27 protein-coding genes and 2 tRNA genes are annotated in these 24,074 nt (G+C 66.8%); 16 read left to right on the top strand and 13 right to left on the bottom strand.

The genetic code is table 11. From position 1 onward, the window contains the following. Nucleotides 1-608: 608 nt before the first annotated feature. Nucleotides 609-866, top strand: coding sequence for a hypothetical protein (locus KQ303_RS01940; RefSeq protein WP_259728911.1), 258 nt, complete (start codon nucleotides 609-611; stop codon nucleotides 864-866). Between the two features lie 36 nt (nucleotides 867-902). Here KQ303_RS01940 and trmH read toward each other — a convergent pair whose 3' ends face one another. Next, entirely contained in the window at nucleotides 903-1,592 is a 690-nt protein-coding gene (gene trmH / locus KQ303_RS01935) for a tRNA (guanosine(18)-2'-O)-methyltransferase TrmH (RefSeq protein ID WP_259728910.1), read from the bottom strand. A 316-nt stretch (nucleotides 1,593-1,908) separates the two neighbouring features. Here trmH and KQ303_RS01930 point away from each other — a divergent pair, with 316 nt between their 5' ends. Then, nucleotides 1,909-2,274 carry a type IV pilin protein gene (locus KQ303_RS01930; RefSeq protein ID WP_259728909.1) on the top strand — a complete coding sequence of 122 codons (366 nt, stop codon included), beginning with the start codon at nucleotides 1,909-1,911 and terminating at the stop codon, nucleotides 2,272-2,274. A gap of 148 nt (nucleotides 2,275-2,422) precedes the next feature. Here KQ303_RS01930 and KQ303_RS01925 read toward each other — a convergent pair whose 3' ends face one another. Both KQ303_RS01925 and KQ303_RS01920 read right to left on the bottom strand, forming a co-directional pair. Then, a complete protein-coding gene (locus KQ303_RS01925; protein WP_259728908.1) occupies nucleotides 2,423-2,632 on the bottom strand; it encodes a hypothetical protein in 210 nt (69 codons plus the stop codon). A 17-nt stretch (nucleotides 2,633-2,649) separates the two neighbouring features. Beyond that, complete coding sequence (locus KQ303_RS01920; protein ID WP_259728907.1) at nucleotides 2,650-3,789, bottom strand: S1C family serine protease; 1,140 nt, start codon at nucleotides 3,787-3,789, stop codon at nucleotides 2,650-2,652. Nucleotides 3,790-3,956: 167 nt separating this feature from the next. On the opposite strand from KQ303_RS01920, the gene KQ303_RS01915 reads away from it, so the two are divergent. Together KQ303_RS01915 and KQ303_RS01910 are read left to right on the top strand one after the other, a co-directional pair. Then, a complete protein-coding gene (locus KQ303_RS01915) occupies nucleotides 3,957-4,286 on the top strand; it encodes an MGMT family protein (protein WP_094510180.1) in 330 nt (109 codons plus the stop codon). Then, complete coding sequence (locus tag KQ303_RS01910; RefSeq protein ID WP_259728906.1) at nucleotides 4,283-5,620, top strand: 16S rRNA (cytosine(967)-C(5))-methyltransferase; 1,338 nt, start codon at nucleotides 4,283-4,285, stop codon at nucleotides 5,618-5,620. Before KQ303_RS01915 ends, KQ303_RS01910 begins: the two co-directional genes overlap by 4 nt. On the opposite strand, the gene KQ303_RS01905 is transcribed toward KQ303_RS01910, so the two are convergent. From KQ303_RS01905 to KQ303_RS01895, 3 genes are all read right to left on the bottom strand, one after another. Continuing rightward, the gene (locus KQ303_RS01905) at nucleotides 5,617-7,764 is read right to left on the bottom strand and encodes a transglycosylase domain-containing protein (RefSeq protein ID WP_259728905.1); all 2,148 of its coding nucleotides are present in this window, start codon (nucleotides 7,762-7,764) and stop codon (nucleotides 5,617-5,619) included. The two genes, KQ303_RS01910 and KQ303_RS01905, sit on opposite strands and share 4 nt — an antisense overlap. Next, nucleotides 7,761-8,687 carry a chlorophyll synthase ChlG gene (gene chlG, locus KQ303_RS01900; RefSeq protein ID WP_233132732.1) on the bottom strand — a complete coding sequence of 309 codons (927 nt, stop codon included), beginning with the start codon at nucleotides 8,685-8,687 and terminating at the stop codon, nucleotides 7,761-7,763. The genes KQ303_RS01905 and chlG overlap by 4 nt, the downstream gene beginning before the upstream one ends. 94 nt (nucleotides 8,688-8,781) lie before the next feature. Continuing rightward, on the bottom strand, nucleotides 8,782-8,994 hold the full coding sequence (locus KQ303_RS01895; RefSeq protein WP_255099897.1) for a DUF2862 domain-containing protein: 213 nt from the start codon (nucleotides 8,992-8,994) through the stop codon (nucleotides 8,782-8,784). Between the two features lie 112 nt (nucleotides 8,995-9,106). Here KQ303_RS01895 and hisF point away from each other — a divergent pair, with 112 nt between their 5' ends. The 9 genes from hisF (at nucleotide 9,107) to KQ303_RS01850 (ending at nucleotide 17,638) form a co-directional block, all read left to right on the top strand. Next, entirely contained in the window at nucleotides 9,107-9,913 is an 807-nt protein-coding gene (gene hisF / locus KQ303_RS01890; protein ID WP_259728904.1) for an imidazole glycerol phosphate synthase subunit HisF, read from the top strand. A gap of 98 nt (nucleotides 9,914-10,011) precedes the next feature. Further along, nucleotides 10,012-10,350 carry a hypothetical protein gene (locus KQ303_RS01885; protein WP_259728903.1) on the top strand — a complete coding sequence of 113 codons (339 nt, stop codon included), beginning with the start codon at nucleotides 10,012-10,014 and terminating at the stop codon, nucleotides 10,348-10,350. Between the two features lie 24 nt (nucleotides 10,351-10,374). Continuing rightward, on the top strand, nucleotides 10,375-11,088 hold the full coding sequence (gene ubiE / locus KQ303_RS01880) for a bifunctional demethylmenaquinone methyltransferase/2-methoxy-6-polyprenyl-1,4-benzoquinol methylase UbiE (RefSeq protein WP_259728902.1): 714 nt from the start codon (nucleotides 10,375-10,377) through the stop codon (nucleotides 11,086-11,088). 89 nt (nucleotides 11,089-11,177) lie between these two features. Next, nucleotides 11,178-12,092, top strand: coding sequence for a glycine--tRNA ligase subunit alpha (gene glyQ, locus KQ303_RS01875; protein WP_094510417.1), 915 nt, complete (start codon nucleotides 11,178-11,180; stop codon nucleotides 12,090-12,092). 3 nt (nucleotides 12,093-12,095) lie between these two features. After that, entirely contained in the window at nucleotides 12,096-12,278 is a 183-nt protein-coding gene (locus KQ303_RS01870) for a hypothetical protein (protein WP_094510187.1), read from the top strand. 66 nt (nucleotides 12,279-12,344) lie between these two features. Then, the gene (locus KQ303_RS01865; protein WP_259728901.1) at nucleotides 12,345-14,429 is read left to right on the top strand and encodes a ComEC/Rec2 family competence protein; all 2,085 of its coding nucleotides are present in this window, start codon (nucleotides 12,345-12,347) and stop codon (nucleotides 14,427-14,429) included. A 129-nt stretch (nucleotides 14,430-14,558) separates the two neighbouring features. Then, nucleotides 14,559-14,643, top strand: a tRNA-Ser gene (locus KQ303_RS01860). Between the two features lie 405 nt (nucleotides 14,644-15,048). After that, the gene (locus tag KQ303_RS01855; RefSeq protein WP_259728900.1) at nucleotides 15,049-17,322 is read left to right on the top strand and encodes an EAL domain-containing protein; all 2,274 of its coding nucleotides are present in this window, start codon (nucleotides 15,049-15,051) and stop codon (nucleotides 17,320-17,322) included. 1 nt (nucleotide 17,323) lies between these two features. Then, nucleotides 17,324-17,638 (top strand): YciI family protein, encoded by a 315-nt coding sequence (locus KQ303_RS01850; protein ID WP_259728899.1) that lies wholly within the window; start codon nucleotides 17,324-17,326, stop codon nucleotides 17,636-17,638. A gap of 40 nt (nucleotides 17,639-17,678) precedes the next feature. Here KQ303_RS01850 and KQ303_RS01845 read toward each other — a convergent pair whose 3' ends face one another. The 4 genes from KQ303_RS01845 to KQ303_RS01830 form a co-directional block, all read right to left on the bottom strand. Next, nucleotides 17,679-17,999: a hypothetical protein gene (locus tag KQ303_RS01845; protein ID WP_259728898.1), complete on the bottom strand. Its 321-nt coding sequence runs from the start codon at nucleotides 17,997-17,999 to the stop codon at nucleotides 17,679-17,681. A 109-nt stretch (nucleotides 18,000-18,108) separates the two neighbouring features. Next, the gene (locus KQ303_RS01840) at nucleotides 18,109-18,936 is read right to left on the bottom strand and encodes a fatty acid desaturase (RefSeq protein ID WP_259728897.1); all 828 of its coding nucleotides are present in this window, start codon (nucleotides 18,934-18,936) and stop codon (nucleotides 18,109-18,111) included. Nucleotides 18,937-19,118: 182 nt separating this feature from the next. After that, nucleotides 19,119-19,382 carry a hypothetical protein gene (locus tag KQ303_RS01835; protein WP_259728896.1) on the bottom strand — a complete coding sequence of 88 codons (264 nt, stop codon included), beginning with the start codon at nucleotides 19,380-19,382 and terminating at the stop codon, nucleotides 19,119-19,121. 33 nt (nucleotides 19,383-19,415) lie between these two features. Further along, complete coding sequence (locus tag KQ303_RS01830; RefSeq protein ID WP_259728895.1) at nucleotides 19,416-20,375, bottom strand: orange carotenoid-binding protein; 960 nt, start codon at nucleotides 20,373-20,375, stop codon at nucleotides 19,416-19,418. Between the two features lie 248 nt (nucleotides 20,376-20,623). Here KQ303_RS01830 and KQ303_RS01825 point away from each other — a divergent pair, with 248 nt between their 5' ends. Next, on the top strand, nucleotides 20,624-20,848 hold the full coding sequence (locus KQ303_RS01825; protein WP_094510193.1) for a hypothetical protein: 225 nt from the start codon (nucleotides 20,624-20,626) through the stop codon (nucleotides 20,846-20,848). 49 nt (nucleotides 20,849-20,897) lie between these two features. Here the strand turns inward: KQ303_RS01825 and KQ303_RS01820 are convergent. The 3 genes from KQ303_RS01820 to KQ303_RS01810 form a co-directional block, all read right to left on the bottom strand. Then, nucleotides 20,898-20,982 (bottom strand) — tRNA-Ser (locus tag KQ303_RS01820). A 90-nt stretch (nucleotides 20,983-21,072) separates the two neighbouring features. Beyond that, nucleotides 21,073-21,540, bottom strand: a complete 468-nt coding sequence (locus KQ303_RS01815) for a DUF1643 domain-containing protein (protein ID WP_259728894.1) — start codon at nucleotides 21,538-21,540, stop codon at nucleotides 21,073-21,075. Between the two features lie 16 nt (nucleotides 21,541-21,556). Further along, nucleotides 21,557-22,210 (bottom strand): class I SAM-dependent methyltransferase, encoded by a 654-nt coding sequence (locus KQ303_RS01810; protein ID WP_259728931.1) that lies wholly within the window; start codon nucleotides 22,208-22,210, stop codon nucleotides 21,557-21,559. A 103-nt stretch (nucleotides 22,211-22,313) separates the two neighbouring features. Between KQ303_RS01810 and KQ303_RS01805 the strand changes: the two genes are divergently transcribed. Then, complete coding sequence (locus KQ303_RS01805; RefSeq protein ID WP_259728893.1) at nucleotides 22,314-22,724, top strand: VOC family protein; 411 nt, start codon at nucleotides 22,314-22,316, stop codon at nucleotides 22,722-22,724. Nucleotides 22,725-22,990: 266 nt separating this feature from the next. After that, on the top strand, nucleotides 22,991-23,713 hold the full coding sequence (locus KQ303_RS01800; protein ID WP_259728892.1) for an STAS/SEC14 domain-containing protein: 723 nt from the start codon (nucleotides 22,991-22,993) through the stop codon (nucleotides 23,711-23,713). Nucleotides 23,714-24,074 lie beyond the last annotated feature (361 nt).

Genomic DNA, 24,074 nt, shown 5'->3' with positions numbered 1-24,074 from the left:
TCGCCTCCATGGCGACCTTGGCCTTGAACTCGGGGCTATGGGTGCGGCGTTTGCTCATGGGTGGGAGCCCCCTCTCAGGGGCGGTGCCCCGCCTCAGAGGTTAACGATGGACCCTGTCCAGAAAAGCCAGACCATCTCAGTCTGACGGGCTCGCAGCCATGGGTTACGCAGCCCCTCGTGAGTATCGGAGGCCTCTCGTTGCGCAAGGTGAGCTGTTGCCTGCGGGTTTTGCGCCAGGTGGAGGTGCTTGATCCCCGCTAGATGCGGCACTCCCGCGAGCTGCTTGCTTTTGGTCAGGAGGATGAGTGGTGGGACATCAGGTCGCCGGTGCGAGATAACGCCTTTCTGATCAGCCGCTGGTGGAGAACCTTGCTTTTCCATGGACGGCAACCCCGCTCCCCATGCAGCCCGCTGTACGACCCTGCCTCCTTTGGCGTTCCATCGCTGGCTGTCCGTGGGCGCGTTGTTGATCTGCCGCCGCTCCATGGCCTCTCGTTTGCGTCCACTCGCTGCAACGGCGCTTCGGTGTGTGTGGGTTTGGTAGTGGCGGCGGCTCTTTGGTGCCCATAACCCGCCTTAGGGTTAACGGCTGCTCAGCCGCCCTGCCTGTGCCCGTCTGGCTCACCCTGCTTCTGCTCTCCGTGTCCGCCATCCTCTGGCTGTCGGGTTCCGGCAACCGCGACGACGTGATCGGTCTGCTGGAGCGGATCCTTTCGGTGGCCGCCCTTTTGGTGGTGGTGATGGTGGGCCGGGGGGTGCCCTTGGAGATCGCCGGTGTAGTGCTGGCCTTCTGGCTGCCCCGTGCCCGTGCCGACCAGGCGCCGCCGCCGATCCCCCACCGCGACGATGTGCTGATTCCGTTCTGATGCCCTGCTGAACCCATCGCTCAGCACGTGACGCGCTCAATGGCGCATCTTCACGGTGCGCGGCAAGGGTTCGGTGATGGCGCCCTCGGCATCGAGCGGGGGATAGGGCCGCCCCTGCTGCCGGCACCAGCGCGCCACCTCCGGGTAGGCCCACGAGAACAACAGCTCCTGGCGCCGCTCCGCCGGCACCCCTTCGCCGGCCGTGGGCAGCAGGCCCGCCGCCTGCCGCTGGCGCAGTGCCTCGAACAGCAGCACCGCCGCCGCCACCGACACATTCAGTGACTGCACCATGCCGCCCATCGGCACGAACAGCGCCTGGTCGACCGCCGCCGCCGTGGCCTCGCCCAGGCCCCATTTCTCTGCCCCCAGCACGAAGGCCGTGGGGCCGGTGAAATCGCAGCTGCGGTAATCCACCGCATTCACCCCCAGGTGGGTGCCGTACACCTTGAAGCCCTGCTGTTGCAACACAGCCACGGCTTCGGCGCCGCTGGCATGCGGGCGCAGGGCCACCCACTTCTGGCTGCCCCGGGCGGTGTCGTTGAAGGTGCGGGTGCGGCCCGGCAGGCTCACCGCATGGGCCTCCAACACCCCTACCGCATCACAGGTGCGCAGCACCGCTGAGAGGTTGTGGGGTTTATCCACCGCCTCCAGCAGCACCGTGAGATCCGCCATGCGGCGGTTCAGCACGGCCTGGAGCCGTTCGAAGCGTCGGGGGAGCAGGGGCATGGGCGACGGCTGTTACCGCTTCAGTTCAGCATCCGATTGAGGCAGCTGGCCTCTGCGGACTGCGGCGGCCTTCCATGAAAGTGCTGGCCAGTTGAGCCCTGAAGGGTGACAGACCCCCCTCCTGATGGCATGGACATTCAGATGGACAATGGAGTTCGGTGAAGAATTGCCTTGAGGAATCAACCTGCTTCTCACTATGTCTGGATCCCGCTAGACTGCTAGCGTTCAGATGCTCGGTAGGCCGGCTTGGGGTCTGATGGGACTTTCCTTGGGAGCCAAGCTTGAGCTGAAAGCCTCTCTCCGGGCCCGGGATTGCATGGCCACAGCCTTCACGCTTGCTGAGTTGATGATTGTTGTGGCCATTGTGGGCGTTTTTTCTGCTGTGGCAGTGCCCACTTACCTCAATGCCAGAAATGCCACTACCGCCGGCGCCCTGGTGGGTGAAGCCGTCGGCTTCGCCAAAGAATGTGCCACCACTGCTGCTTCTGATTTGGACGTTGGCGTTACAACGGGATCAACGAATGTCACCGTGGCTTGCACCATGGCTGGAGGCACTGTCACCGTTGCATTCACACCGGGCGCTGCCGGCATTCAGTGCCTTTCCTCCAGTTCTGCCGCAACCGATGGCACCGCTACGATCACGATTTCCGAGAGAGGCGTGATGACGTGTGCCTTCTCCTGATGGATTGCACTTGGCGTCATCATCATCTGCAGAAGCCACTCATTGATAGGTGGTCTGGGTTGTTTCCTAAGCAGGGCCCATCGTTAACCTTTGCGGCGGGGCACTGCCCCTGAGAAGGGGCTTCCGCCCATGTGCAAACGCCGAATCCTTAGCCCGAGTTCAAGGCGAGGGTCGCGATGCAGTGATCCGTGGTCGCAAGACACTCGAGGAGATCACGGTCATTCACTCCATGCACCCCTGCGGCGCCGCGGTTGTGCGCCTGCAGCGCCACCCACTTCTGGCTGCCCTTGGCGGCGTCGTTCAAGGTGCGCAGCACTGCCGGGAGGTTGTGGGGTTTGTCCACCACCTCCAGCAGCAACGTGCCCCGGCCTCGCTTCAGTTCAGCACCGGGTCCAGCCCCGGAATCACGGCGATCGCGTCGCTGCTGCTGCGCACTGCCACCCCGTCTCGCAACACGCGGAAGCGGCCGGCGTCCTGCACGCGGCGGCCATCCGCGCTGCGCGCCTCGATCGCCACCCGCCCATCGCCGAAGAAGGCGTAGGCGTTGCGGGCGCCATCGGCCCAGGCCAGCTGATAAAACGTTTGCCCTTCAGCGGTTTCGCCGCGGCTCAGCTGGCACGGGATGGAGGCAGCTGCCTCCTCGTCGGGCCGTTTGAACAGGCAGAGCGTGGCGTCGCCAGCGTCATCCGGGGCCTGGGCGATCGGCGGCCTTGAAGGTGCCGGCTCCGCTGCCGAGGCGGGCGGCAGGTCTGCCAGGAACTCCCGCACCACCGCTGCGGAGATGGCGAAGTTGAGGCCCTCACTGTCCTTGTACTTGAAGGTGGCCACCCCCGCCACGCAGTTGCCGGCATTCAGTACCGGACCGCCGGAGTTGCCCGGGTTGATGGCGGCATCCACCTGCAGGATCTCGTCGCTGTCGCGCAGGCTGCTCACCACGCCGCGGCTGAGGCTGAACTCCAGCCCCTTGGGCGCGCCGATCACGAACACCTCCTGTCCCACCGCCGACGGCTGGTCGGCGATGCGCAGCGGCTCACCCCGGGTGCCCTGCACCGCCAACAGGGCCAGGTCACTGGTGGGCGTGTCACCCCGGCCGCGCGCCACCACCCGTGCCCCGTCGCTCTTGCCATCCACCCACTTCAGCCGCACCGTTTCGGTGCCGCGCACCACGTGGGCGTTGGTGATCAGGAACGTCTGGCCGTCCTTATGGGCCACCACGAAGGCGCTGCCGATGCCGTCGCCGCGCGTCACCACGGCCACCCCTTGCTTGGCGGCGTTGAACACCTGCTCGGCGCTCTGGCTGGTGCTGCTGCAGCTCTGGCCCGCCGGGCCTGGGGCCGTGGCCGCCGCCGCCAGCTTTGGCGTGGGCGCGGTGGCATTGCTGCGCACCGCCGCGCAGCTGGAGAGCAGCAGCGCCAGGCCAGCAGCGCCCGCCGCCGCGGCGCTCCAGGAGCGGCGGTGTGGGGTCGGGGGCTGGTGCTGTTTCTGGTTGGGTGAGGGCTGGTGGGGGAAGGTCATCGGGGCAGTCGTCAGGAGACGATCCAGGTCATGCCTTCGTCCTACGTCGCCTGATTCCCCTGTCTCTCACTGGCCTCCGCACGCCTGATGACAGGATCTTTCCCCACCGGCCTGCGGGGGGATCCTGTCATCGTTCGCTCCGGCTGGGCGAGCCAGAATCTCCTGCCATGGCGAACCCGTTTGATCAACGCGTCTGGGCCGAGGTGGAGCGCATTCCCCATGGGCGGCTGGCCACCTACGGGCAGATCGCCGATCGGATCGGTGCCTATGGCTGTGCCCGGCAGGTGGGCTGGGCACTGCGGCGGCTGCCGCTGCCGTCGGCGGTGCCCTGGCACCGGGTGGTGAATGCGCAGGGGCGCATCAGCATGAGCCTGGGCCGGGAAGGCAGCGACTGGATTCAGCGCGACCTGCTGCTCGCAGAAGGCATCCCGGTGGCGGACGACGGACGCCTGCCGTTGCGGCGCTATCTGTGGGTTCCACCGCTGCCTGCCGATTGAGCGCCGCCATTCCCGCTTCCACCCCGCCCCCCAGCGCGCCGGCACCGGGTCTTGATGCCCGGCGGGTGGCCTGGCGGGTGCTGCTGGCGGTGGCCTCGGGGGCCTATGCCGATCTGGCACTGGAGCGGGAGTTGCGCCGCCTGCCGCTGGCCCCCCAGGACCGGGGCCTGGCCACCGAACTCGCCTACGGGGCGATTCGCCAGCGCCGCCTGCTCGACGCCTGGCTGGATCAGCTCGGCAAGGTTCCCGCCGTGCAGCAGCCACCGCCGCTGCGCTGGCTGCTGCACCTTGGCCTCTACCAGTTGCTGTTCTCCCAGCGGGTGCCGGCCTCGGCGGCGGTGAGCACGGCGGTGGAGTTGGCCAAACGCGACGGCCTCGCCCGGCTGGCGCCGGTGGTGAACGGTCTGCTGCGCGCCTTCCTGCGCCGCAGCGCCCCCTTGCCGCTGCCGGCGGATCCCGCCGCCGCCTTCGCGCTGCGCCATTCCCTGCCCGACTGGCTGGCGGCGGATCTGCTGGTCTGGCTGCCGGCGGAGCAGGCCGAGGCGTTCGCTCTGGCGGCCAACCAGGCGCCGCCGCTGGATCTGCGTGTGAATGGGCTGCGCAGCAGCCGCGCTGCCGTGCTGGCCGCCTTCGAGGCCGCAGGGGTGCCCGCCGAGCCGCTCGCCGATCTGCCCGCCGGCCTCACGCTCAGCGCCCGCAGCAGCGATCTGCGTGCCCTGCCCGGCTACGCGGAAGGCCACTGGTGTGTGCAAGACCGCGCCGCCCAGACGATCGTCCCCCTGCTGGAGGCGCAGCCGGGTGAGCGGATCCTTGATGCCTGCGCCGCCCCCGGTGGCAAGAGCACCCACATCGCTGAGCTGATCGGCGATGTGGGCACCGTGGTGGCTGTTGATCGCTCCAGCGGCCGCTTGCAGCGCGTGCGTGACAACGCCGAGCGGCTCGGGTTGCGGACGATCCAGCCGGTTCAAGGTGATGCGGCGGCGTTGGCAGCGGATCTGGGCGAGGCGCCGTTCGATCGCGTGCTGCTGGATGCCCCCTGCTCGGGCCTCGGCACCCTTGCCCGCCACGCCGATGCCCGCTGGCGCCTCACCCCCGAGGCCATCGACACGCTGGTGGAGCTGCAGCAGAGCCTGCTGGCTGGTGTGGCACCGTTGCTGCGGCCCGGCGGTCGCCTGGTCTACGCCACCTGCACCGTGCATCCCCGCGAGAACCAGCAGCAGATCAGCGCTTTTCTGGAGGCCCACCCTGGCTGGCAGCTGCGCTTCGAGCAGCAGCTCTGGCCCCGCCCCCAAGGCGGCGATGGCTTCTATGCCGCCGTTCTCGAGGCGGCTTAAGGCGGCGGCGGCGCTACGGGAGCTGGCGCCGGCGGTGGCGCCACGGGCGGGGGCGGGGCCGGTGGTGCGCTCACCGGCGGCGGAGGGGCCGCTGGCGGTGCGGGCTGGCTGGGCGAATTGGGCCGCGACGGCACCGTGGGGGTGGAGGGTGCAGGGGCTTCGCTGGGGCCCGATGGGGCGGAGGGGCCTGGCGGTTCGCCCTGGAAGCGGCTGTCGTCGCCGAGGCCCTCCTCCGGGCTGGCGGGCGCGGGCTCCCAGGGCCGGCTGGATTCCGCGCCCCGATCGCCGGAGCTGGGCGGCGCCTGCGGCTTGACGCCCCGCACGTTGAAGGTGGAGGTGAGCGTGGGCTTGGGCGGGAACTGACGCACCGGCAGATCCTTCGTGATCACGGCCATGTAGCGGCCCCAGGCGGCTGCCGCCGCGCCGCTGTCGCTGTTGGTCTTGCGGTTGTTGTCGTAGCCCAGCCAGACGCCGGTGGTGAGCTGGGGAATCGAGCCCACGAACCACAGATCCCGGGCACCCTCGGAGGTGCCGGTCTTGCCGGCCACCGGCCGGTTCGGCAAGGACGCCGCGCCGCCGGTGCCGCCGGTCACCACCCGCTGCAGCATCCACACCATGGCGTCGGCCACATCGGAGCTCACCACGCGACGGCCGCGATCGCCCTGCACCCGGCGGCTCCAAAGCAGCTGCCCCTCAGGCCCGCTGATCTCCTCGAACGGGGTGGGCGGCACGAAGATGCCGCGGTTGACCACACCGGCGTAGGCGGCGGTCATGTCAAGCACGGTCTGCTCGTAGGCGCCAATGCCCATCGGGTAGAAGCGGCCCAGCGGGCGGGTGATGCCCAGGCCCTGGGCCACGGAGATCACCTTGTCGAAGCCCACCTGCTGCAGCAGGCTCACCGCCACCACATTCAGGGAGTTCTGCAGGGCCGTGGCGATGGAAACCCGGCCCATGTAGCGGTCGCCGAAGTTCTTCGGGCAATAGCCGGCAAAGCAGCGCGGCGCATCCAGCACCGTGTCTTCCGGTTTCATGCCGGCCTTGAGCGCCGCCAGATACACGAACAGCTTGAAGGTGGAGCCCGGTGAGCGCAGCGCCTGGGTGGCGCGGTTGAACTGGCTTTCGTTGTAGTCCTTGCCGCCCACCATCGCCCGCACCAGCCCAGTGCCGGGTTCGATCGTGACCAGGGCTCCCTCCATGCCCCCGTAGGCGCTGCCCTCGATCACCTGCTCGGCTTCCTTCTGCCAGGCGAGGTTCAGGCTGCTGCGGATCGTGAGCCCGCCCACTTCAAGCTGCTCCGGGGTCAGCACCTTCGGTAGTTCCTGCGCCACCCAGCTGGTGAAGTGAGGCGCGCGGCTGGTCCAGTACTTGGGCTCTGCCGGCTTGAGTGCCAGCGGCGCCGCGTTGGCTTCGGCCTCCTCGCTGGCGTCGATGAAACCGGCCTCACGCATGCGGCGCAGCACCACCGCCCGGCGCCGCTGGGCCAGCTCCGGATTCACCAGCGGCGAATACACCGACGGCGCCGGCGGCAAGCCGGCGATCAGTGCCGCTTCAGGCAGCGTCAGCTGTTCCGGGGTCTTGGAGAAGTAGATCCAGGCGGCGTCCGCCACCCCGTAGGCGCTGGAGCCCAGATACACATAGTTGAGATACTGCTCAAGGATCTGGTCCTTGCTGAGCTCACGCTCCAGCTTTCCCGCCAGCAGCGCTTCCTGCAGCTTGCGCACCAGCGTGGGGTCCTGGCTGAGGAACACCAGCCGCGCCAGCTGCTGCGTGATCGTGCTGGCCCCTTCCTCCACGGCGCCTCGCTGCACGTTGCGCCACAGGGCCCGGCCGATGCCCCAGGCGTCGATGCCGTTGTGTTCGTAGAAGCGGCGGTCTTCGGCGGCGATGAAAGCCTGCTGCACCAGCTCGGGCATCTGGCCGCCCACCAGCTTTTCGCGCGTGGCCGGGCCCAGCTTCTGCAGCACCTGACCATCGGCCGAAAGGATCGTGACGGTGCCAGGCCGGTTGAAGGTGCCGATGCGGCTGACATCAGGCAGGGTCTTGTCGAGGGTGCGCACCACGAACACCTGACCCACGGCCACAACCCCGCCGGCACCGGCAGCCAGCAGCGCCGTGACCAGAAGCTGGCGCTGGCGGCGCCTCACATTCCCACCGTCAGCGGGCTGTGCCCGATCGCAAGGGCGGTGACCAGCATGCCGAGCACCAGAAAGGGCTGGGCGCTGGCCTGATATTTCACATCGAAGGCCACAGGATCGCGCAGCAGCCAGATGTCCTGGAAGGTGATCTGCGGCACGATCAGCAGCACGAGCAGCACGGCCGCAAAATGCTGGCCGATGGCGATCAGCACGCCCACCATCGCCAGTTGAAACAGATCGATCATCGCGGCACTGATCCAGCTGGCCCGCTCGATCCCGAACACCACCGGCAGGGATTGCAGGCCCAGGGTGCGGTCGCCTTCCACACTTTTGAAATCATTTACCACCGCGATGCCGAGGCCCGCGAGGCTGTAGGCCAGGGTGAGCAGGGCGGTGGGCCAGGTGAGCTGTCCGAACAGGGCCTGACCGGCCCACCAGGGCAGGGCGATGTAGCTGGCGCCGAGGGCGTAGTTGCCAAGCCAGCCGTTCTGCTTGAGCTTGAGCGGCGGAGCGGAATAGATAAAGCTCACGAAGGAGCCGCCCAGCGCCAGCAGCAGCAGCACCGGGGTGGTGTGGCCGGCCCAGCGATCAAGGCCCCAGGCCACCGCCAGCCCCGCCAGCAGCAACACCCAGATCTGAGTTTTCACCTGCGGCAGCGAAATGGCGCCCGACGGGATCGGCCGGTAGGGCTCGTTGATCGCGTCGATCTCGCGGTCGTAGTAGTCGTTGATGGTCTGGGTGTAGCCGGCGAGCAGGGGGCCGCTCATCAGCATGCAGGCGAAGGAGGCCAGCACGTTCGGCAGAGTCCATTCAAAACGGCCCGACGCCGCCGCACCGCAGATCACCCCCCAGATCAGCGGGATCCAGGTGACCGGCTTCATCAGCTGCAGCCGCAGCTTCCAGAGGCTGCTGGTGCCACTCGCACCCTTCATGCCAAGCAGCTGGCGGGCGCTGCCGGACGCCTCGGCGGCCTTGCTGGCGTTGGGATCGGGGGTGTCGCTCAAGTGAGAGAGGCGAAGGGGACGCTCAGGCCGGGGTGATTTCGTCGTCGAAGAACCAGCCGGTGCTGCCGTTGCTCAGCTCCACCACCACGCCGATGCCGCTGCCATCCGTCATCTTGAACTCTTTGACCACGCCCGAGGCATCGCTCTGCAGCAGGCCCACCATCTCGGCAGGGATGCGGTCACGCACCCGCTGAATCCGCACTTTCGAGCCGATCGTGATGGCGTTCTGCGACATGAAGCCGGGCCAAAAAAGCCCTGAAACATTACCAGCGCCCTCGCAGCACGCGACGGGCTGAAACTGGAGCCATCACCCTCCGCTCCCTGACGGCCCTGCGCCGCCGCCCGCCATGGTCGCCAAACGCATCATTCCCTGCCTCGACGTGGCCGATGGACGGGTGGTGAAGGGGGTGAACTTCGTGGGCCTCCGGGATGCCGGCGACCCGGTGGAGCTCGCCTGCCGTTACGACGCCGCCGGCGCCGACGAGCTGGTCTTCCTCGACATCGCCGCCAGCCACCAGGGGCGCACCACCCTGGTGGACCTGGTGCGCCACACCGCTGAGGCGGTGACCATTCCCTTCACCGTCGGCGGCGGCATCGGCTCCGTGGAGGGCATCACCGAACTGCTGCGTGCCGGCGCCGACAAGGTGAGCCTCAACTCTTCGGCCGTGCGCACGCCCGAGCTGGTGACCGCGGGCGCCCGCCGCTTCGGCTCCCAGTGCATCGTGGTGGCGATCGACGCGCGCCGCCGCCAGCTGCCGGAGGGGGCCGCGCCTGCCTGGGATGTGTACGTGAAGGGGGGGCGCGAGAACACCGGGCTCGACGCCGTGGCCTGGGCCCGCCAGGTGGTGGCGCTGGGCGCCGGCGAGATCCTGCTCACCTCCATGGACGGTGACGGCACCCAGGCGGGCTACGACCTGGCACTCACCCGTGCGGTGGTGGAGGCGGTGGAGGTGCCGGTGATCGCCTCCGGTGGCGCCGGCTGCATCGACCACATCGCCGCAGCGCTGAGCGAGGGCAAGGCGGCGGCAGCCCTGCTGGCCTCCCTCCTGCATGACGGCGTGCTCACGGTGGAGGCGATCAAGGCCGATCTGCTTGGCCGGGGGCTGGTGCTGCGCCCGCCCGCTCCGCCGCTGGACGGCCTGATGGAGGGTTAGCTGGAGCCGGAAGCGGAAACCGGGCTCGGGGCGCTGTAAAGGGTCGTTACATTAAGGAGATTCCTCTTCGCTTGCCGGTCACCCGTTTGCGTTTCGCCGTGCCGGTCGTTCTGTCTCCCTTCACCACCGTGATCTGCCTGGTGATGGTGCTGGCCGTGGTCGGCCTGGTGGCCTGGGCGCTTCAGCTGATGGAGGCGGCCAACGCACGCCGTGAATTTTCGTTGATGCTCGCCGGCTGCATGGTGTGCTCCGCTGCCGTTGGTCTGGCCACGGTGATGGTGATCACCCTCACCAGCCCTGAGCGCTTCCCCGCTGCCGGAGTGGCGCGCAGCGAGGCCGATGCCGGCATCAGCCTCAACGCCGTGGCCCTGCCCTTCGACGACTCCCTGGATTGCCTGGTGGATGCCCGCTTCTGCGCCCCCCTGCCATCCTCCTGAGCAGCCAACACAGCGCGGTTCGCTTTGAAGCCCGGTGATCCCCAGGCGGTGCGTGAGCTCTTCGACAGCATCGCCCCCCGCTACGACCAGCTCAACGACCTGCTCAGCCTCGGCCTGCATCGCGTCTGGAAGCGTCAGGCGGTGCGCTGGCTGGAGCCGGCTCCGGGCCAGCAGCTGATTGATCTCTGCTGCGGCACCGGCGACCTTGCCCTGCTGCTGGCCGCAAAGCTGCGGCCCGGAGGCCGCGTGCTCGGCCTCGATGCGGCCGCAGCGCCCCTGGCGATCGCCCAGCGGCGCAGCGCCCGCCAGCCCTGGTTGCCTGTGTGCTGGCAGCAGGGCGATGCCCTCGCCACCGGCCTGGCCAGCGGCCGCTTCGACGGGGCGGTGATGGCCTACGGCCTGCGCAACCTCAACGCCCCTGGGCCGGGGCTGCAGGAGCTGCGGCGGCTGCTGCGCCCCGGTGGCCGCGCTGCCGTGCTGGATTTCAACCGCCCCGATCCCGCCACCCCGGCCGGTGCCGCCGCCGCCAGCTTCCAGCAGCTCTACCTCCGCCGCCTAGTGGTTCCTGCGGCCCGCCGCTTCGGCCTGCCCGAGCAGTACGCCTATCTGGAGGCCAGCCTGGAGCAGTTCCCCAGGGCGGCGGATCAGGAGGCAATGGCCCGCCGCGCCGGCTTCACTCAGGTGCGCCACCGGCCGCTGATGGGCGGCCTGATGGGCCTGCTGCAGCTGGTGGCGTGAGGCAGCGCACGGCTGCGTTCTGACAGGATCGGTGGCCGGTGCTCTGCCCGCGCCTCTTCACGCTTCGCCCCGCACCTCAGAACCCGGCCATGCTTTTTCAGGACATCATCTCCACCCTGAACCAGTTCTGGGCGGCGCAGGGATGTCTGCTGCTGCAGCCCTATGACACCGAGAAGGGCGCCGGCACGATGAGCCCCCACACGGTGCTGCGGGCGATCGGGCCCGAGCCCTGGGCCGTGGCCTACCCCGAGCCCTGCCGCCGCCCCACCGACGGCCGCTACGGCGACAACCCCAACCGGGCCCAGCACTACTTCCAATACCAGGTGCTGATCAAGCCGTCACCGGATGGCATCCAGGAAACCTATCTGGCCTCGCTCGAAGCGCTCGGCATCCGCGCCGCTGACCACGACATCCGCTTCGTGGAGGACAACTGGGAATCGCCCACCCTCGGCGCCTGGGGCGTGGGCTGGGAGGTGTGGCTCGACGGCATGGAGGTGACCCAGTTCACCTACTTCCAGCAGTGCGGCGGCCTCGATTGCCGGCCGGTGTCGATCGAGATCACCTACGGCCTTGAGCGTCTCGCCATGTATCTCCAGGATGTGGAGAGCATCTGGGAGCTGCGCTGGAACGAGCAGCGCTCCTACGGCGAGATCTGGCTGCCGTTCGAGAAGGGCCAGTGCGCTTACAACTTCGAGGCCTCCAACCCCGAGCGTCTGCAGCAGCTGTTCGCGCTCTACGAGGCTGAAGCCACGGATCTGGTGGCCCGCAAACTGCCGGCCCCAGCCCTCGACTTCGTGCTCAAGTGCAGCCACACCTTCAACCTGCTGGAGGCCCGCGGCGTGATCTCGGTCACGGAACGCACCGCCACGATCGGCCGCATCCGCCACCTGGCTCGCCAGGTGGCCCAGGCCTGGCTGGAGGAACGGGAGGCTCTGGGCTTTCCCTTGCTGGCCGGATCGGCCGCGCCGCCCCTGCCGGCGGCGGCTGGCACCGCCTCGCGCTGAGCCTTGAAGCGCACATTGCTCGTGGTGGTGCTGCTGGCCGGCAGCTTTCAGGCCGGTCGGCTCACCGAACGGGCGATCTGGCCCTGCCGGCTGCGGCCGGTGGCCGCCCTGGTGGCGCCCCTGCTGGGCCAGACCATGCCGAGTGAGCAGGTCTGCGATCTGATCCAGCGGCTGCCCAGCTTCTGAAGCCCCGCCACAAGCCGGCCAAAGCGGGGAACCCTAAGCGCACACAGGCGATCAGGAGTGGCCGGCATGCCCTTCGTGGTGGTGAGCGTGGCCCTGGCGGCACTGGCGCTCGGCTTCTGGTCGCACGGCTGGCTGGGCGCGATCCCTCTGGCCGCGGTGGCCTGGTGGTGGCTGGCGCGGCAGGGCGCCGCGCTGCACACCCGGCTGCTGGTGCTGGCGCTGCTGCCCCTGCTGATGCTCTGGGTGCAGCTGCGTCTGCCCCAGCCAGGCCCGGCCGATCCGGTGCGGCTGCTGGGGACTGAGCGGTCACGTCCGGCCGAACTGAGCGGACGCCTGCTGGCCGACCCCCGCGCCAGGGGAGAGGGGGGCGGCTGCAGCGTCATGCTGGCCAGCGCCGGCGGTAACACCGAGCTGCGTCTGCCCTCCTGCCTGCCCCTGCAGGAAGGCTGGCGGGTGAGCGTCCGTGGGGTGCTCAGCCGCCCCGCCCCACCGGCCCACCCCCTGCTGGGCAGTGGCGCCGAGCGCCTGGCCCGGCAGGGAGTGTGGAGCCGGCTCACGGTGGCGGCCAGCCCCGATGCGGTGCGGGTGCTTGCCCGTCCGGCCACCCCGGCCGCGGATCTGCGCCGCCGCATGGCCGCTGCACTGTTGAAGCAGGACGGCCCGGAACGGGGTGGGGTGCAGGCCGCCCTGGTGCTGGGCAGCGCCGTGGTGCCCTTGCCGGCCGCGGTGCGTGAGTCGTTCCGCGTGGCGGGGCTTTCGCATGCGCTGGCAGCCTCCGGCTTTCACCTCACGGTGCTGCTGGGCGCGGTGATGGCCGTGGGCCGGCGGCTGCCGCGCCTGCCCCGTTGCCTGCTGGCGGCCGGCGCCATGCTGCTGTTCCTGCTGTTGGCCGGCCCCCAGCCCTCGGTGGTGCGGGCGGTGCTGATGGGGGCCGTGGCCTTTGCTGTGCTGGAGAGCGGCCAGCGCAGCCGCCCGCTGGGTGTCCTGTTGGCCTCGGTGCTGCTGATGCTGCTGGCCCAGCCCGGCTGGTTGCTCGATATCGGCTTCCAGCTGTCGGTGGCCGCCTGCGCCGGCCTGATGCTCACGGCCCGGGATCTGGAGCAGGCGCTGGCTCATCGCCTGCCGGTCTGGGCCGCTGCAGGCGTGGCAGTACCGCTGGCCGCCTCGCTCTGGACCCTGCCGCTGCAGCTGCTGCATTTCGGCACGGTGCCGCTCTGGGCCGTGCCCGCCAACCTGGCCGTGGCGCCGCTGCTCACCCCGCTCACGCTCGGGTCGATGGCGGCGGCCGTGGTGGCCGTCACGGTGCCGCCGCTGCTGCCGCTGTTCGCCTGGCCCCTCGGGCAGCTCACGGCCCTGCTGCTTTGGCTGGCCCAGGCCTTCGCCGCCCTGCCGATGGCGCAGTGGCAGGTGGGACGCTCCCAGCCGCTGCTGGTGGCCCTGTTCACGCTCGGTCTGCTGCCCTGGTTGGTGCCAGCACTGGGGCGGCGCCTGCGGGGTTGGGCCCGCCCGCTGGGCCTGGGCGCCATGGCGCTCACCATGGGCGTGCACATGGCGGCGCTGGCGGGGGATCAGCTGCTGGTGGTGCACCAATGGGGCGGTGATCTGCTGATCGCGCGCCATCAGGGCCGGGCCGCCCTGCTCAGCAGCCGCGCCGATGGGATGAGCTGCGCCAGCGCCGCCCGGCTGGCGGTGGGCCTGGGGGTGCAGCGCTTCGACTGGATCCAGCTGCTGGATCCGGTGGCCACAGAGGATCGGGATTGCTGGCGGGGGCTGAGTGCCCTGGTGCTGGATGCAGGGGACGGCAGCACCTCGCTGCAACCCGGGCAGCGGCTGGAGAGCCGCGGGTTGCGTCTGGCGCCGCTCACCGCCAGCAGCGCCGCCCATGTGCTCACGGTGGGCCGCCATCCCTGGTTGCTGCTGCCCGACCGCCAATCGGTGTGGGCCTGGCAGCAGCAGCTGGCGGAGGGCCATCCAGCGCTGCCGCCTCATCTGGCCGGCCTCTGGCTTGGGTTTGCGCCACAGCACGCTGAACGACAGGCCCTGGAGGTGGTGGGGACAGCCAGGCGCTGGGTGAGCGGTGCCTGGGCGTCCCCACCGGCGGGCTGGAGGGCCAGCGGTTCCAGTGGTTTCCTCGCTGGGGCTGCCGGCTGACCGCTTCGTAAGCTAAGTCGATGCAGATCGCGGCTCCCACCGGAGTGGCAGCTCTGCATTCCCTGGATCCCTGCCTCTTCCGGCGCCTTCGTTGGCATGGGGAGGGCCATCGGTTCCCTGGAACCACCTGGAGAGGTGGCTGAGTGGTCGAAAGCGAACGACTCGAAATCGTTTGAAGGGAAACCTTCCGTGGGTTCGAATCCCACCCTCTCCGTTCTATCCCTCGGCTCAGGGTTGCCATTCCTCCCCGGCGGCATCAAGCGGGGTCAATGCGTAGCGCGCGGGGCTAATGATTCACGCTTGTGCATGGCACGATGGCGTTGTTTTGCCTCATCGTCGAATCCCGATCTTCCCTGCTGCTGCATGGTGATGAGGCACCCAGGACGTGCACCTCTGCCTGAACGTCCTCGTACCTGAAAGCCTGCAGGCTTGCGTGCCGCGTTTAGCTTTTTCTCATTCAGGAGAGCCACGGCTTCTGGCTTGCCTTGGGACGTTTCTCGGGCACAATTGAACCCATCACCCAGCGGAGCGCTTGTTCCTCTCTGTGCCTCGAAGCCTGAGCAGAGCGCACACCGTTCTGGGCAATGTCCTGGGCAGCATCAGCAAGGGCTGGTCGGGATTGTCCGTTGAGGATTCGCGCACGATCACTACCGATGCCTTCGGGCTTGTTGCCACCGGCGCCTGTGTGTTGGTGGTGTCCACCATCCTTTTCATGGATGCCCAAGCACAGCAGGCGCAACGCAGTTGGCATGCGGAAAGCAATCTGTTGCAGTTGCGCGTGCAATGGCACAAGCTCATGGCCAAGGAATGGGGCCGAAACGATCAGATCAACGCCGCTGTTGCTGGTGGTCCGGCGGATGCCCTGAAGGAAAGGCTGGCCGGTTCAGAGATTCTCCAAGGCGGCCAGAACATGCTGATCGCCGATGCGGATGGCCGGATCCTGTTCGATTCGTTGTCAGGACCCGGGGGAGAGGCCATGGGTCCGGCGGCCCGTCAGGAGTTGCAGCGGTGCGTTGCCCAGAAGCTCAGCAGGGTGATCGCGCTCCGTCGCTTTGAGCCTGCCACCGCCTATGGCTGGATCTGCCTGGATGCTCACGTGTTTGCGATCGGAGCTGTTGCGAGTGTGCTCGATCAAGGCGCGCAGAACTCGCCAAAGGGCTGGTTCTTCCACTTCGGACAGGTGATGGTCAACGATGACGACCCGAACCTTCGCGGCGCCTTCGGCAAGATCCGCGACAACCTTTCCGTGGCGGTCGACACGGTGCCACTGCTGGGCTCTGGGGTTGAGGGGCTGCGTATCTCCTCTGCCCCAGTGTTTGCGATCAGCGATCTTGAGCCGTCCACCGCGCCGTGGCGCCTCAAACAGACCGTCCCCTGGAGGCAGTTGCTGGTGGGCTATTGGCTGGATGTGCTCGTCCCCTGGTTCACCCTCTGCCTCGGGCTCGGTGTGGTGGGTCTGTTACGTCTGAGATCCCTGCGCAGCAGCTCCCACCGCAAGCGGCGGGGGCTGCTCACAGCCCCGCGTGCCTTCCGTGTCGCGCGGCCGAAGGGCCTGCCGCACACCCTGCAGCCGAGCTCGGATCTAGCCGATGCCCTGCCCCTGCTGCCCGCGTTGGTGAAAGCCCACCCCCTGCCCCTGCTGGTGGTGCTCTCTCCTCTGATTCGCGCCTTCGACGGCTCTGTGCCCAGCGGTCTGGAGGCTCTGAACCGCACCCTGGTGCTGCTGGAAGAAGGGTTCAGCGTCGCATTTCCGGCAGCGCTGCTGTGCAGGAGCCAGGAGCTCGCCCTGGTGGCGGTGGTGCCGCTGCCGGAAGCGCTGGACCGCCACCTGGCAGCCACCCGGGAGGAGCTGGTGGCGCAGGTGCAGGCCATCATCGATCGGGCTACCGACAACCTCCACGCGGTCATTCGGGCGGATGTGAATTCCAACCTGACGTGGCTGAAGCCTGATCGGATCGGAGAACAGATTCTGGATCTCATTTCCATGAATCGGCAGATTAAGCATCACTTTCCGCCAGCTTTCCTGGATGCGGATGCTGCTGAGCAGCCCGCTTTGCTGCGGTACCAGAGCAGCCAGGATTTTAAAGTTGTGCAGTTGGCAGAGCGTTTCATTGACCACCATTACAGGTTGGAGAATGTGATTCTTTTTGATGGCCATCAGCAGCGCATTGCCTATCGCGAAATGCTCTTCTCGCCTTCCGGGAATCATCAGCCCGATGTGCCGCTCCAGGATTTGATTCGTTCGCTGGAGCGAACGTCGGCCATTCATCTGATCGATCGCTCCATGTTGCGCAAGGCCCTCTCCTTCAGCGCTGAAGCTGTCAAGGTTGCGCCCCTGACGGGGGAGTGCCAGTTGCCCGTTGAGTCTCGGCAGCTTGGTGGGGTGGGACTGGTGCGTACGCCAGCGCCGGAGGCTCAGCCTTTGCCGCTGATTGCCACCAACCTTTCTGCGCTCACCATCCAATCAGATCTGCATCGCAACGGAATCCTCGACATCCTTGAGGCCGCCCCTGCTCCGGTCCGTCAGACCATCGTGATGGAAATCACGGAAACGGAGTTGTTGGGTGAGGAGTCTGTGTGGCTGGATTTCTTCTGCCGCCTCCGCCGCTTGGGGGTGCGGGTGGCAATCGACGACTTCGGTTGTGGCTATGCCGCCCTCTCCTATCTGTTCCGCTACCCGGCCGACTTCATCAAGGTGGACCTGCACTATGCCCGGCTCACCTGCGACCGGCGCGTGAATGCCATGGTGGAGTTTCTGCTGAGTTTTGAGGTGGGCTATCCCACCCGCGTGATCATGGAAGGAATCGAAACGCAGAGCCAGCTCAGCCACTGGCGGCAGAAAGGTGTCACCCATTTTCAGGGCTACCTGTTCGCCTCACCACCTCAGAGTTGACATGCGCTGGTTTGTGAAGCTGGAAGAGGGCACGGTGGATCGCCGCCATTTCGACCAGCACCTTCAGGCGCATCTCGCCTGGGTGCGGGAACTGAAGGTCCGTGGCCACTGCCCCAGCACCGGCTATTGGCAGGAGTGCAAAGGCCAACCTGGGGCAGGAGGCATGTTGCTGTTCCAGGCGGGTAGCTGGGAGGAAGCGGAAGCCATCGTGCGTAGCGATCCACTCATTCAGGCCGGCAGCGTGAGCTGGATCCTGCACGAGTGGCATGTGGTGGCTGGAGCTCTGGTGACCGCCGGGGATCCCGGATTCAGCTGACCGCTGCCGAAACCAGGCCAGGCTCTGTAGCCATAGGGGCTCAGAATCGGGCCAAGGCGGAGATCTTCACGAGCTTTTCTTTCTCGATGCCTTCAAGTTCACCCACATGGAGAAGCCCATCTTTCACGAGGGTGGCAAACATGAAGATAAGGGAGGAATCTCTGAGGTCAAACTTGCCATCCATCTCGTGACGTTTAGCACTAAGAAAATCATGCAAGCTCCACACGTCGTTGGGACAGGCTGCCTGCTCCACGCGATTCTGGAGAGTGGCGATCAACGCAGCCACTTCGCGTTGATAAGCCAACTCCACTGCTTTCTGGGCTGCTTCTTTTTCCTCGGGCGTCCAGCCGGAGTGGCTCACTTCCACCTTTCTTCAGAATTGACTTTGTGATATTGAGACCCTAACACATCAAAAATCCGACTGAGAGGCACGCGACGGAGGCTACTTTGCTCGCAGGTGCTAGGTAAAATTACTCACCCTGTAGCCGTGGGTGACCGTTGTGCGACCAGTGTCTGCGATGCAGGCGAGGCAGCTCGTACCAGGCAGCCTCTGGATGTTGATGATGCTCCCAGTGAAAGCCGAAGTGATAACAACTCACCAGGGAGATCAATGCAGGCAGCGGCAGGCTTTCCACCCTGTGAGTGACACCATCACCCGCCTGGCCGTGGCGGTGAGGAAGATAGGTGCCGAACACAAACAACTGCACGGAACTGAGCATCAATGGCACGACCCAGAACACAACGATGTTGAGTGGAAGTGTTGGCGCTGCTGATGGCATCACTGCTGCAGTACAGATCCAGGCTGCCGCCAGGCTGACAATCTGGGGCATTGAAAGGTATCCCCGCATGAAGTGCAGGTACCAGCTGACAGGATGGGAGCGGATACCGTCGTGGAAGTCGGGATCGCCTGGGCTCCCGGGAGCCTGGTGATGCTGGCGGTGCTTCCTGAGGCAGTCGCCGTAGGGAAGGCAGGCGTAGAGCGTCAGCGCCAAATGGCCCAGGCGGTGGTTCAAGCGTGGGCGCGCCGGTATGAGGCTGCCGTGCATGGCGTCGTGGGCGACGATGAACAGCCCGGTCTGCAGAAAGGTGCGCACCAGAATCTCGGTGCCCACCCCAGCCGCCGCGATCCAGGTGTGCGGCAGGCGCCAGGGAGCCAGCTCCTGGGCTGGAGTGAGGCGGCCCGTGGCCAGCAGCGCAGTGAGATCTACCTGCAGCAGCAGCAAGAGGCTGGCCAGCCAGGCGACCACGATCAGTGCCGCCAGGGCGAGCCCCACCCATGACCGCTGCTCTGCGCCCATGGACGGCGGGACCGAAACCGAGGCATCGGTTCCCATGACGATCGGCCGAAACAAGCGCACTTGAGGATCCTCGCTGGTTGTTGTGAGGCCAGCGTGCCGTTGCGATGAGGCTTGATGGTGTGATGTGACAAGCCGTTGGCCTGTCCGTTGGTGCGGCTGCCGCTTTGGAGCAGCAGCTGCTCTCAGGCGCTTCCGGATGGAAGCTGCAGCGCGTTAAATCCCACCACATGCGGTTTAACCGCCGCCCTTCTGTTTGGAGGCAGTTCCATGGCGGCGGTGATGGCCACCTTGGAAAGGCACCGCCCTGAAAGCTTCAGCCCCCATGGCGTAGCCAGGGGGATTTCAGAGAGCGCAGGCTTGGCAGCGCTGAACGAGGCTGTTTCGGCCTGATCAAGGACCGGTGCACCGATGAACAGCCTCCTGGGCCCTGCCCGGAGGCTGTTCATCGGTGGTATCAGGCGGAGTGCTCCGCGACGGGCTCAGCGGATGAAATTGAGCAGCTCTTTGGGGGAGGCCAGCAGATCGATCGCCACGAAGAAGATTTTCCCCTGAGGATCGATCAGGAAGCGCCAGGCCACGTTCATACCCACGCCGGCGCCGAACCAGGGGGTCTGCACCCGACCCGTCACCTTGATCTGGGTATAACCATCGGCAGCGGGCTCAGTGACGCCTTGCTCAGGCAGCAGCTTGAGGTTCTGGCAATCTTCCTTGAAGAAGCGCAGCACAGCTGCCTTGCCCACGATGGGCCTTTGGAAGGGGGGCTGAAGAGCACCGTCGGGAAGGAACAGCTCAATCAACGCGTCGAAATCGTTGGCATTGAGCAGGTTCATGTAGGAGAGCACGGTGGTGTTGCTCACTCCCTTGATGCTCACTTCGCTGCGCTGGGCGGGCTCGGTGGGGGGCACCACCGGCTCGGCGATCCGCTCGGCATCTTCGATCTTGTTCGGGTCGAAGCCCATGTCGACCACCGCGTTGCGGAGCACGGTGATCTGCTGACCGCCTTCCAGCCCCTTGATGGCATTGAGGATGGCGGCGGCGTTCGCCGACAGCTGATACCCCTGGGGAATCGGGGCCACGGTGCCCTGCTCCATCCATTCGCCGAGGCGATACCAGAAGCCAAGCTTGATGTTCGGCGACCAGATCGAATAAGTGCGGGAGATCGAAGTATCCACGCGGTTGGCCAGATCGCACATCACCTGCGACTGATCCTGGAAGCTGAGTTGGCGGATCTGGTTGAGGGTGGGCTCGGCGAACTGCATCCGAGCGGCGCCGGGAGCCGCAATGGTGATTGTTTTTCCCATTTCCAGATAGGCGTACCAGATCAGAGCGAGCTGATCTTCAGCGCTCAGCTGATTGAATCGCGCAATCGTGGCTGGCACGACATCCGCTGAAAGCGTTGTTGGAAAAATGCCGCGAGCGTCTTCAAGCGTGATGGCCATGGGAATCCTTCGCTGCAGGGATTGTGACTATCGTAACAGTCTTCCTCGCGATCCCTTTTTCCTCCCAAACAGCTGCGGCGCAAGGGGTGTGAGCTGACGCCGCGCCTGAGGCCTGCTCCGTGCTGGCGACGCCTGTGGCCCCGCGCGCGACACGCCGCCTCGCACCCCCAGGCTCCACCGCTGGGCAGATCTCCGCTCGCGTTTGTGGGCTGGGTTCGTCCAGAGTTGGAACAATCCGTGGTTCGGCGATGCTTCCCAACCCTTTCTGCCCGCTCAGGGGTGCTGCCGTGCTGAGCCTCAAGGCCACGGTGCTGCTGTTGCTCACTCTGTTGATCAAGGCGCGCATCCAGATCCGTTTCTTTTCTGCCCTCGGCGTGCTGTTGCTGCTTCTGCAGACGCTCGCCTTTCTGGCCGCCGGCGGGCTGCTCAGCCTGGCGGGGCTGGGCGTGATGGCCACGGGCCGGCGGCGCTGAACTGCGCACGACCGGGGGGAACGGGCGCCAGGCCAGGAGCTTTTGGAAACGGAGAGGGTGGGATTCGAACCCACGGAGGCTTTCGCCTCGCTGGTTTTCAAGACCAGAGCCATCAACCACTCGACCACCTCTCCAGGTGCCCCGCGGGGGTGGTCAGATTTTCTCATGCCCGCCCTGCCCCCGCCCCGCCGGCCGGTTGAGCCCACCACCTGCCTTGCACCACATCAACGGCCTGGCCAGGGCAGTGGCCGCAGCTGGGCAGGCAGATAGAGCGGATGCATGGGGCAGCCCTGCCGGCTGAGCTTCAGGTACTGCAGCGGGGGCAGCAGGTGGCACACCGCCCGGTCACGGCTGGCGAAGCGGCCCTTCACGCCCCAGGCCGCCACCACCAGAGCGGCGCCTTCGGCTTGCTGCTGCAGCCAGCGGTCGTTGGCAGGACCCACCGGATCGGTGGCCGTCAGCATGCTGCGGGGATCGGTGGCGCGAAAGGCGAACAGGTTGCCAAGCCTTAGCCCCCCATAGCCCCAGCTGCGCGCGAAGGCCATACAGCGCCGCACCGTGGGGTCGTCGCTGTGACCATCGGCGCTGCTGGGGTTGAGGCCCACGATGAGCACTACCGGCGCGGCCGACCAGCGGCGCCCGAGCGCATACCGGTAGCTTCGGCACGGACTGAACACGGCCCAGCGCTGCATCACCGCCGGCCGCCCTTCAGAGGCTGGCCTTGCGGCCGATCACCGCAAAAAAGGGATCTCCCTTGCCGCCCAGCCAGCCCAGCGGCCCCTGGGCAGGGGTGTCTTCGGCGATCACCGCTTCCACCGTCCAGCCCTGGGCGGCCAGCACCCGGGCCACGATCTCCAGGTGGTCCCGGTCGCTGCCGTCGGTCCACACCTGGGGGGCCTTCTGGAAGAACATCCGGTTTGAGAAGGCCACGATCACCTGCCCGGCCGGACGCACCACCCGCAGCAACTCGGCGGCGATCGCTTCCGGCTGCTGCAGATATTGCCAACCGGCCACGATCAGCACCGCATCCACGCTGGCCTCGGCCAGGGGCAGCATCTGGTCGCGGTTGAGGTTCTGCACCCAGTGACGATCCAGCCGGGGATTCGCTTCCAGCTCCCGGGCATTGAGGCCATGGCCGATCACCTCGTCGTAGGTGAGGCCTTCGGGCAGGTGACTCACCCAGCTGCTCATCAGATCCAGCACCACCGCGCTAGGGGGAATCCGCTCGCGGTAGAGCGCCGTGAGCCTGCTGCGGAAGCTGGCATCGAGATGCTGAACGAAACGGGGCTCCGCATAGAACAGGGCGTCGTCGGAGCCATCGAGCTTTACCCGCTGGGCTGCGCTCAACACCTGCTGAACCATGGCGATGTCCGCCTGCTGTGAATGGCTGGCGCAGCCTGGCAGCGGCGCCTTCCTGCCGCGAGCGGCCACGGCATCCTGGCGGCGGTGTGTTGCTCACAATCCGGTGACTTCCAGTTCTCAGGCGGGCCCGATCGAGAGTTCGCTGGTGCTGGCGGCTGACGATCCCAAGCAGCTCGCCGGCTTCTATGGGCTGTTGCTCGACAGCACGGCGCAACCGGGGCTGAGCGCGCGGCACTGGCGCCTGCCGCTGCCCTCCGGCGGCCGGCTGGAGATCTACGCCCCGTCGTCACGGCGGCCCAGGCCGCGACAGCACGGCCGGCTGGGGATCTGCGCGATACGGGCGGCCGGAGCACAGCCAGCCCTGCAGGTGCTGCACGACTGGCGGCTGCAGCTGCAGGCCCGGGGGGCCGCTGAACTGGAGCCGGCGCGGCTGGAGCCGTTCGGAGCGGAAGCCTGGATGGCCGATCCGGAGGGCAACCCGTTTCTGCTGCTGGTGCAAGGAGGCACAAGCTGAGCTCGATCTTCAGCCTCCGAAGCAACAGAGAATCCGCACGTCCGTTCCTGCAACGTGCCTTGATTGGCCACGGCGTTGTTGTACCAAATGCGCTTCCCAAGCGCGTGCCCCATCACTCAGGCGCGCCATCCCTGCTTGAGCAGCGCCTTCCCTTGGTTGTTGCAACCTGCAGCGCTTTCGCTGCAGGCGTGTGTTGCCGCTCGGTGCGTGGGCCGTTTGCTGAGCGATGGCTACGGTTGCTATGGATCTTCCTGGCTGTAGGCCCCATGATTGAAACCATCGATGATCTGCCGGAAGGCACACTTGGTTTTCAGTTCAGAGGAAAGATCACGGCCGATGATTACAATCTTGTGCTCACTCCGGCGTTGGATCGAGCACTGGAGGAGCACGACCGCATCAAGGCGCTGGCCTGCCTCGGAGACGATTTTCAAGGCTTCAGCCTGGGGGCCGCCTGGGAAGACACCAAAGAGGGATTGCGGCACTGGGACGGTTTTGAGCGGCTGGCTGTGGTCACCGATGTGGCCTGGATGCGGCACGGCCTGCCGGCCATCGCCGTGGCCCTGCCCTACCCCGTGCGGGTGTTCGGCACTGCCGAACCTGAGGAGGCGCGCCGCTGGCTGAGCGAGGCTCTCGGCCTCATTCAGGTGTCCCGTGACGCCGATGTGGTGACGGTGCGGTTGATCGGCTCGCTGGATGCCGGTGCCTACGCCCACGCCGACGAGGAGATCGCGGCGGCTTTCGCCGGCCTCGACGGCGTGCGGCTGCTGCTCGAGTTGAGCGCCTTTGACGGCTGGGCTGGGCTGGCGGCGCTGAGCCGCCACCTGGGGCTGATCCGCGACCATCAGCGGGCGATCCGGCGTGTGGCCCTGGTGGGCAACAAGGTGTGGCAGAAGCTGGCCGAAAAGGCCACCTCCCGCTTCATCACCGCCGAAACCCGCTTCTTCGATTCCACGGATGCCGCCTTGGCGGAGGTGTGGATCCGGCAGTGACCGGCGCAAGCATGAACAGATGTACAGAGCGATGGACGGTTTCGGCCCACCGTTCCATGATTCATTTGTTGGGATTCGGAGGCACCATTTGGCAGATACTCCCCCTGAACATCGATCAGGAGTGCGCTGACGTTTCGGACCCTGCTCCAACAGTCTCGCAGGACATCGTGGCTTTATGGTTGCTCTTTGCAGCCACCCAATGCATCGTTTCAGGTGCCCATGGGTATGGATGAAGCCATTCCGTTGATCACCATGGCCCCAGGTGCCAGCGGCAGCAACTCCGTCCCACAACTTCATCTTTTGCGAATCGATTGATTCGCCCTTGGTTCATCTGATTCACCCGTGTTGAGATCACGCCTGT

It is taken from the genome of Synechococcus sp. CS-1333 (assembly GCF_025128015.1).
Lineage (GTDB): Bacteria > Cyanobacteriota > Cyanobacteriia > PCC-6307 > Cyanobiaceae > MW101C3.
Note: the sequence above shows the minus strand (reverse complement) of the source record. Positions and strands in the feature narration are given on the sequence as shown.

What these genes read in the sequence shown, in the direction of transcription:
- trmH (WP_259728910.1), bottom strand. Translation starts at nt 1,592, where the DNA reads ATGCCCCTGCTCCCCCGACGCTTCGAACGGCTCCAGGCCGTGCTGAAC.
- KQ303_RS01930 (WP_259728909.1), top strand. Translation starts at nt 1,909, where the DNA reads ATGGCCACAGCCTTCACGCTTGCTGAGTTGATGATTGTTGTGGCCATT.
- KQ303_RS01920 (WP_259728907.1), bottom strand. Translation starts at nt 3,789, where the DNA reads ATGACCTTCCCCCACCAGCCCTCACCCAACCAGAAACAGCACCAGCCC.
- KQ303_RS01915 (WP_094510180.1), top strand. Translation starts at nt 3,957, where the DNA reads ATGGCGAACCCGTTTGATCAACGCGTCTGGGCCGAGGTGGAGCGCATT.
- chlG (WP_233132732.1), bottom strand. Translation starts at nt 8,687, where the DNA reads ATGAAGGGTGCGAGTGGCACCAGCAGCCTCTGGAAGCTGCGGCTGCAG.
- KQ303_RS01895 (WP_255099897.1), bottom strand. Translation starts at nt 8,994, where the DNA reads ATGTCGCAGAACGCCATCACGATCGGCTCGAAAGTGCGGATTCAGCGG.
- hisF (WP_259728904.1), top strand. Translation starts at nt 9,107, where the DNA reads ATGGTCGCCAAACGCATCATTCCCTGCCTCGACGTGGCCGATGGACGG.
- glyQ (WP_094510417.1), top strand. Translation starts at nt 11,178, where the DNA reads ATGCTTTTTCAGGACATCATCTCCACCCTGAACCAGTTCTGGGCGGCG.
- KQ303_RS01865 (WP_259728901.1), top strand. Translation starts at nt 12,345, where the DNA reads ATGCCCTTCGTGGTGGTGAGCGTGGCCCTGGCGGCACTGGCGCTCGGC.
- KQ303_RS01850 (WP_259728899.1), top strand. Translation starts at nt 17,324, where the DNA reads ATGCGCTGGTTTGTGAAGCTGGAAGAGGGCACGGTGGATCGCCGCCAT.
- KQ303_RS01840 (WP_259728897.1), bottom strand. Translation starts at nt 18,936, where the DNA reads ATGGGCGCAGAGCAGCGGTCATGGGTGGGGCTCGCCCTGGCGGCACTG.
- KQ303_RS01835 (WP_259728896.1), bottom strand. Translation starts at nt 19,382, where the DNA reads ATGAACAGCCTCCGGGCAGGGCCCAGGAGGCTGTTCATCGGTGCACCG.
- KQ303_RS01830 (WP_259728895.1), bottom strand. Translation starts at nt 20,375, where the DNA reads ATGGCCATCACGCTTGAAGACGCTCGCGGCATTTTTCCAACAACGCTT.
- KQ303_RS01825 (WP_094510193.1), top strand. Translation starts at nt 20,624, where the DNA reads ATGCTTCCCAACCCTTTCTGCCCGCTCAGGGGTGCTGCCGTGCTGAGC.
- KQ303_RS01815 (WP_259728894.1), bottom strand. Translation starts at nt 21,540, where the DNA reads ATGCAGCGCTGGGCCGTGTTCAGTCCGTGCCGAAGCTACCGGTATGCG.
- KQ303_RS01810 (WP_259728931.1), bottom strand. Translation starts at nt 22,210, where the DNA reads ATGGTTCAGCAGGTGTTGAGCGCAGCCCAGCGGGTAAAGCTCGATGGC.
- KQ303_RS01800 (WP_259728892.1), top strand. Translation starts at nt 22,991, where the DNA reads ATGATTGAAACCATCGATGATCTGCCGGAAGGCACACTTGGTTTTCAG.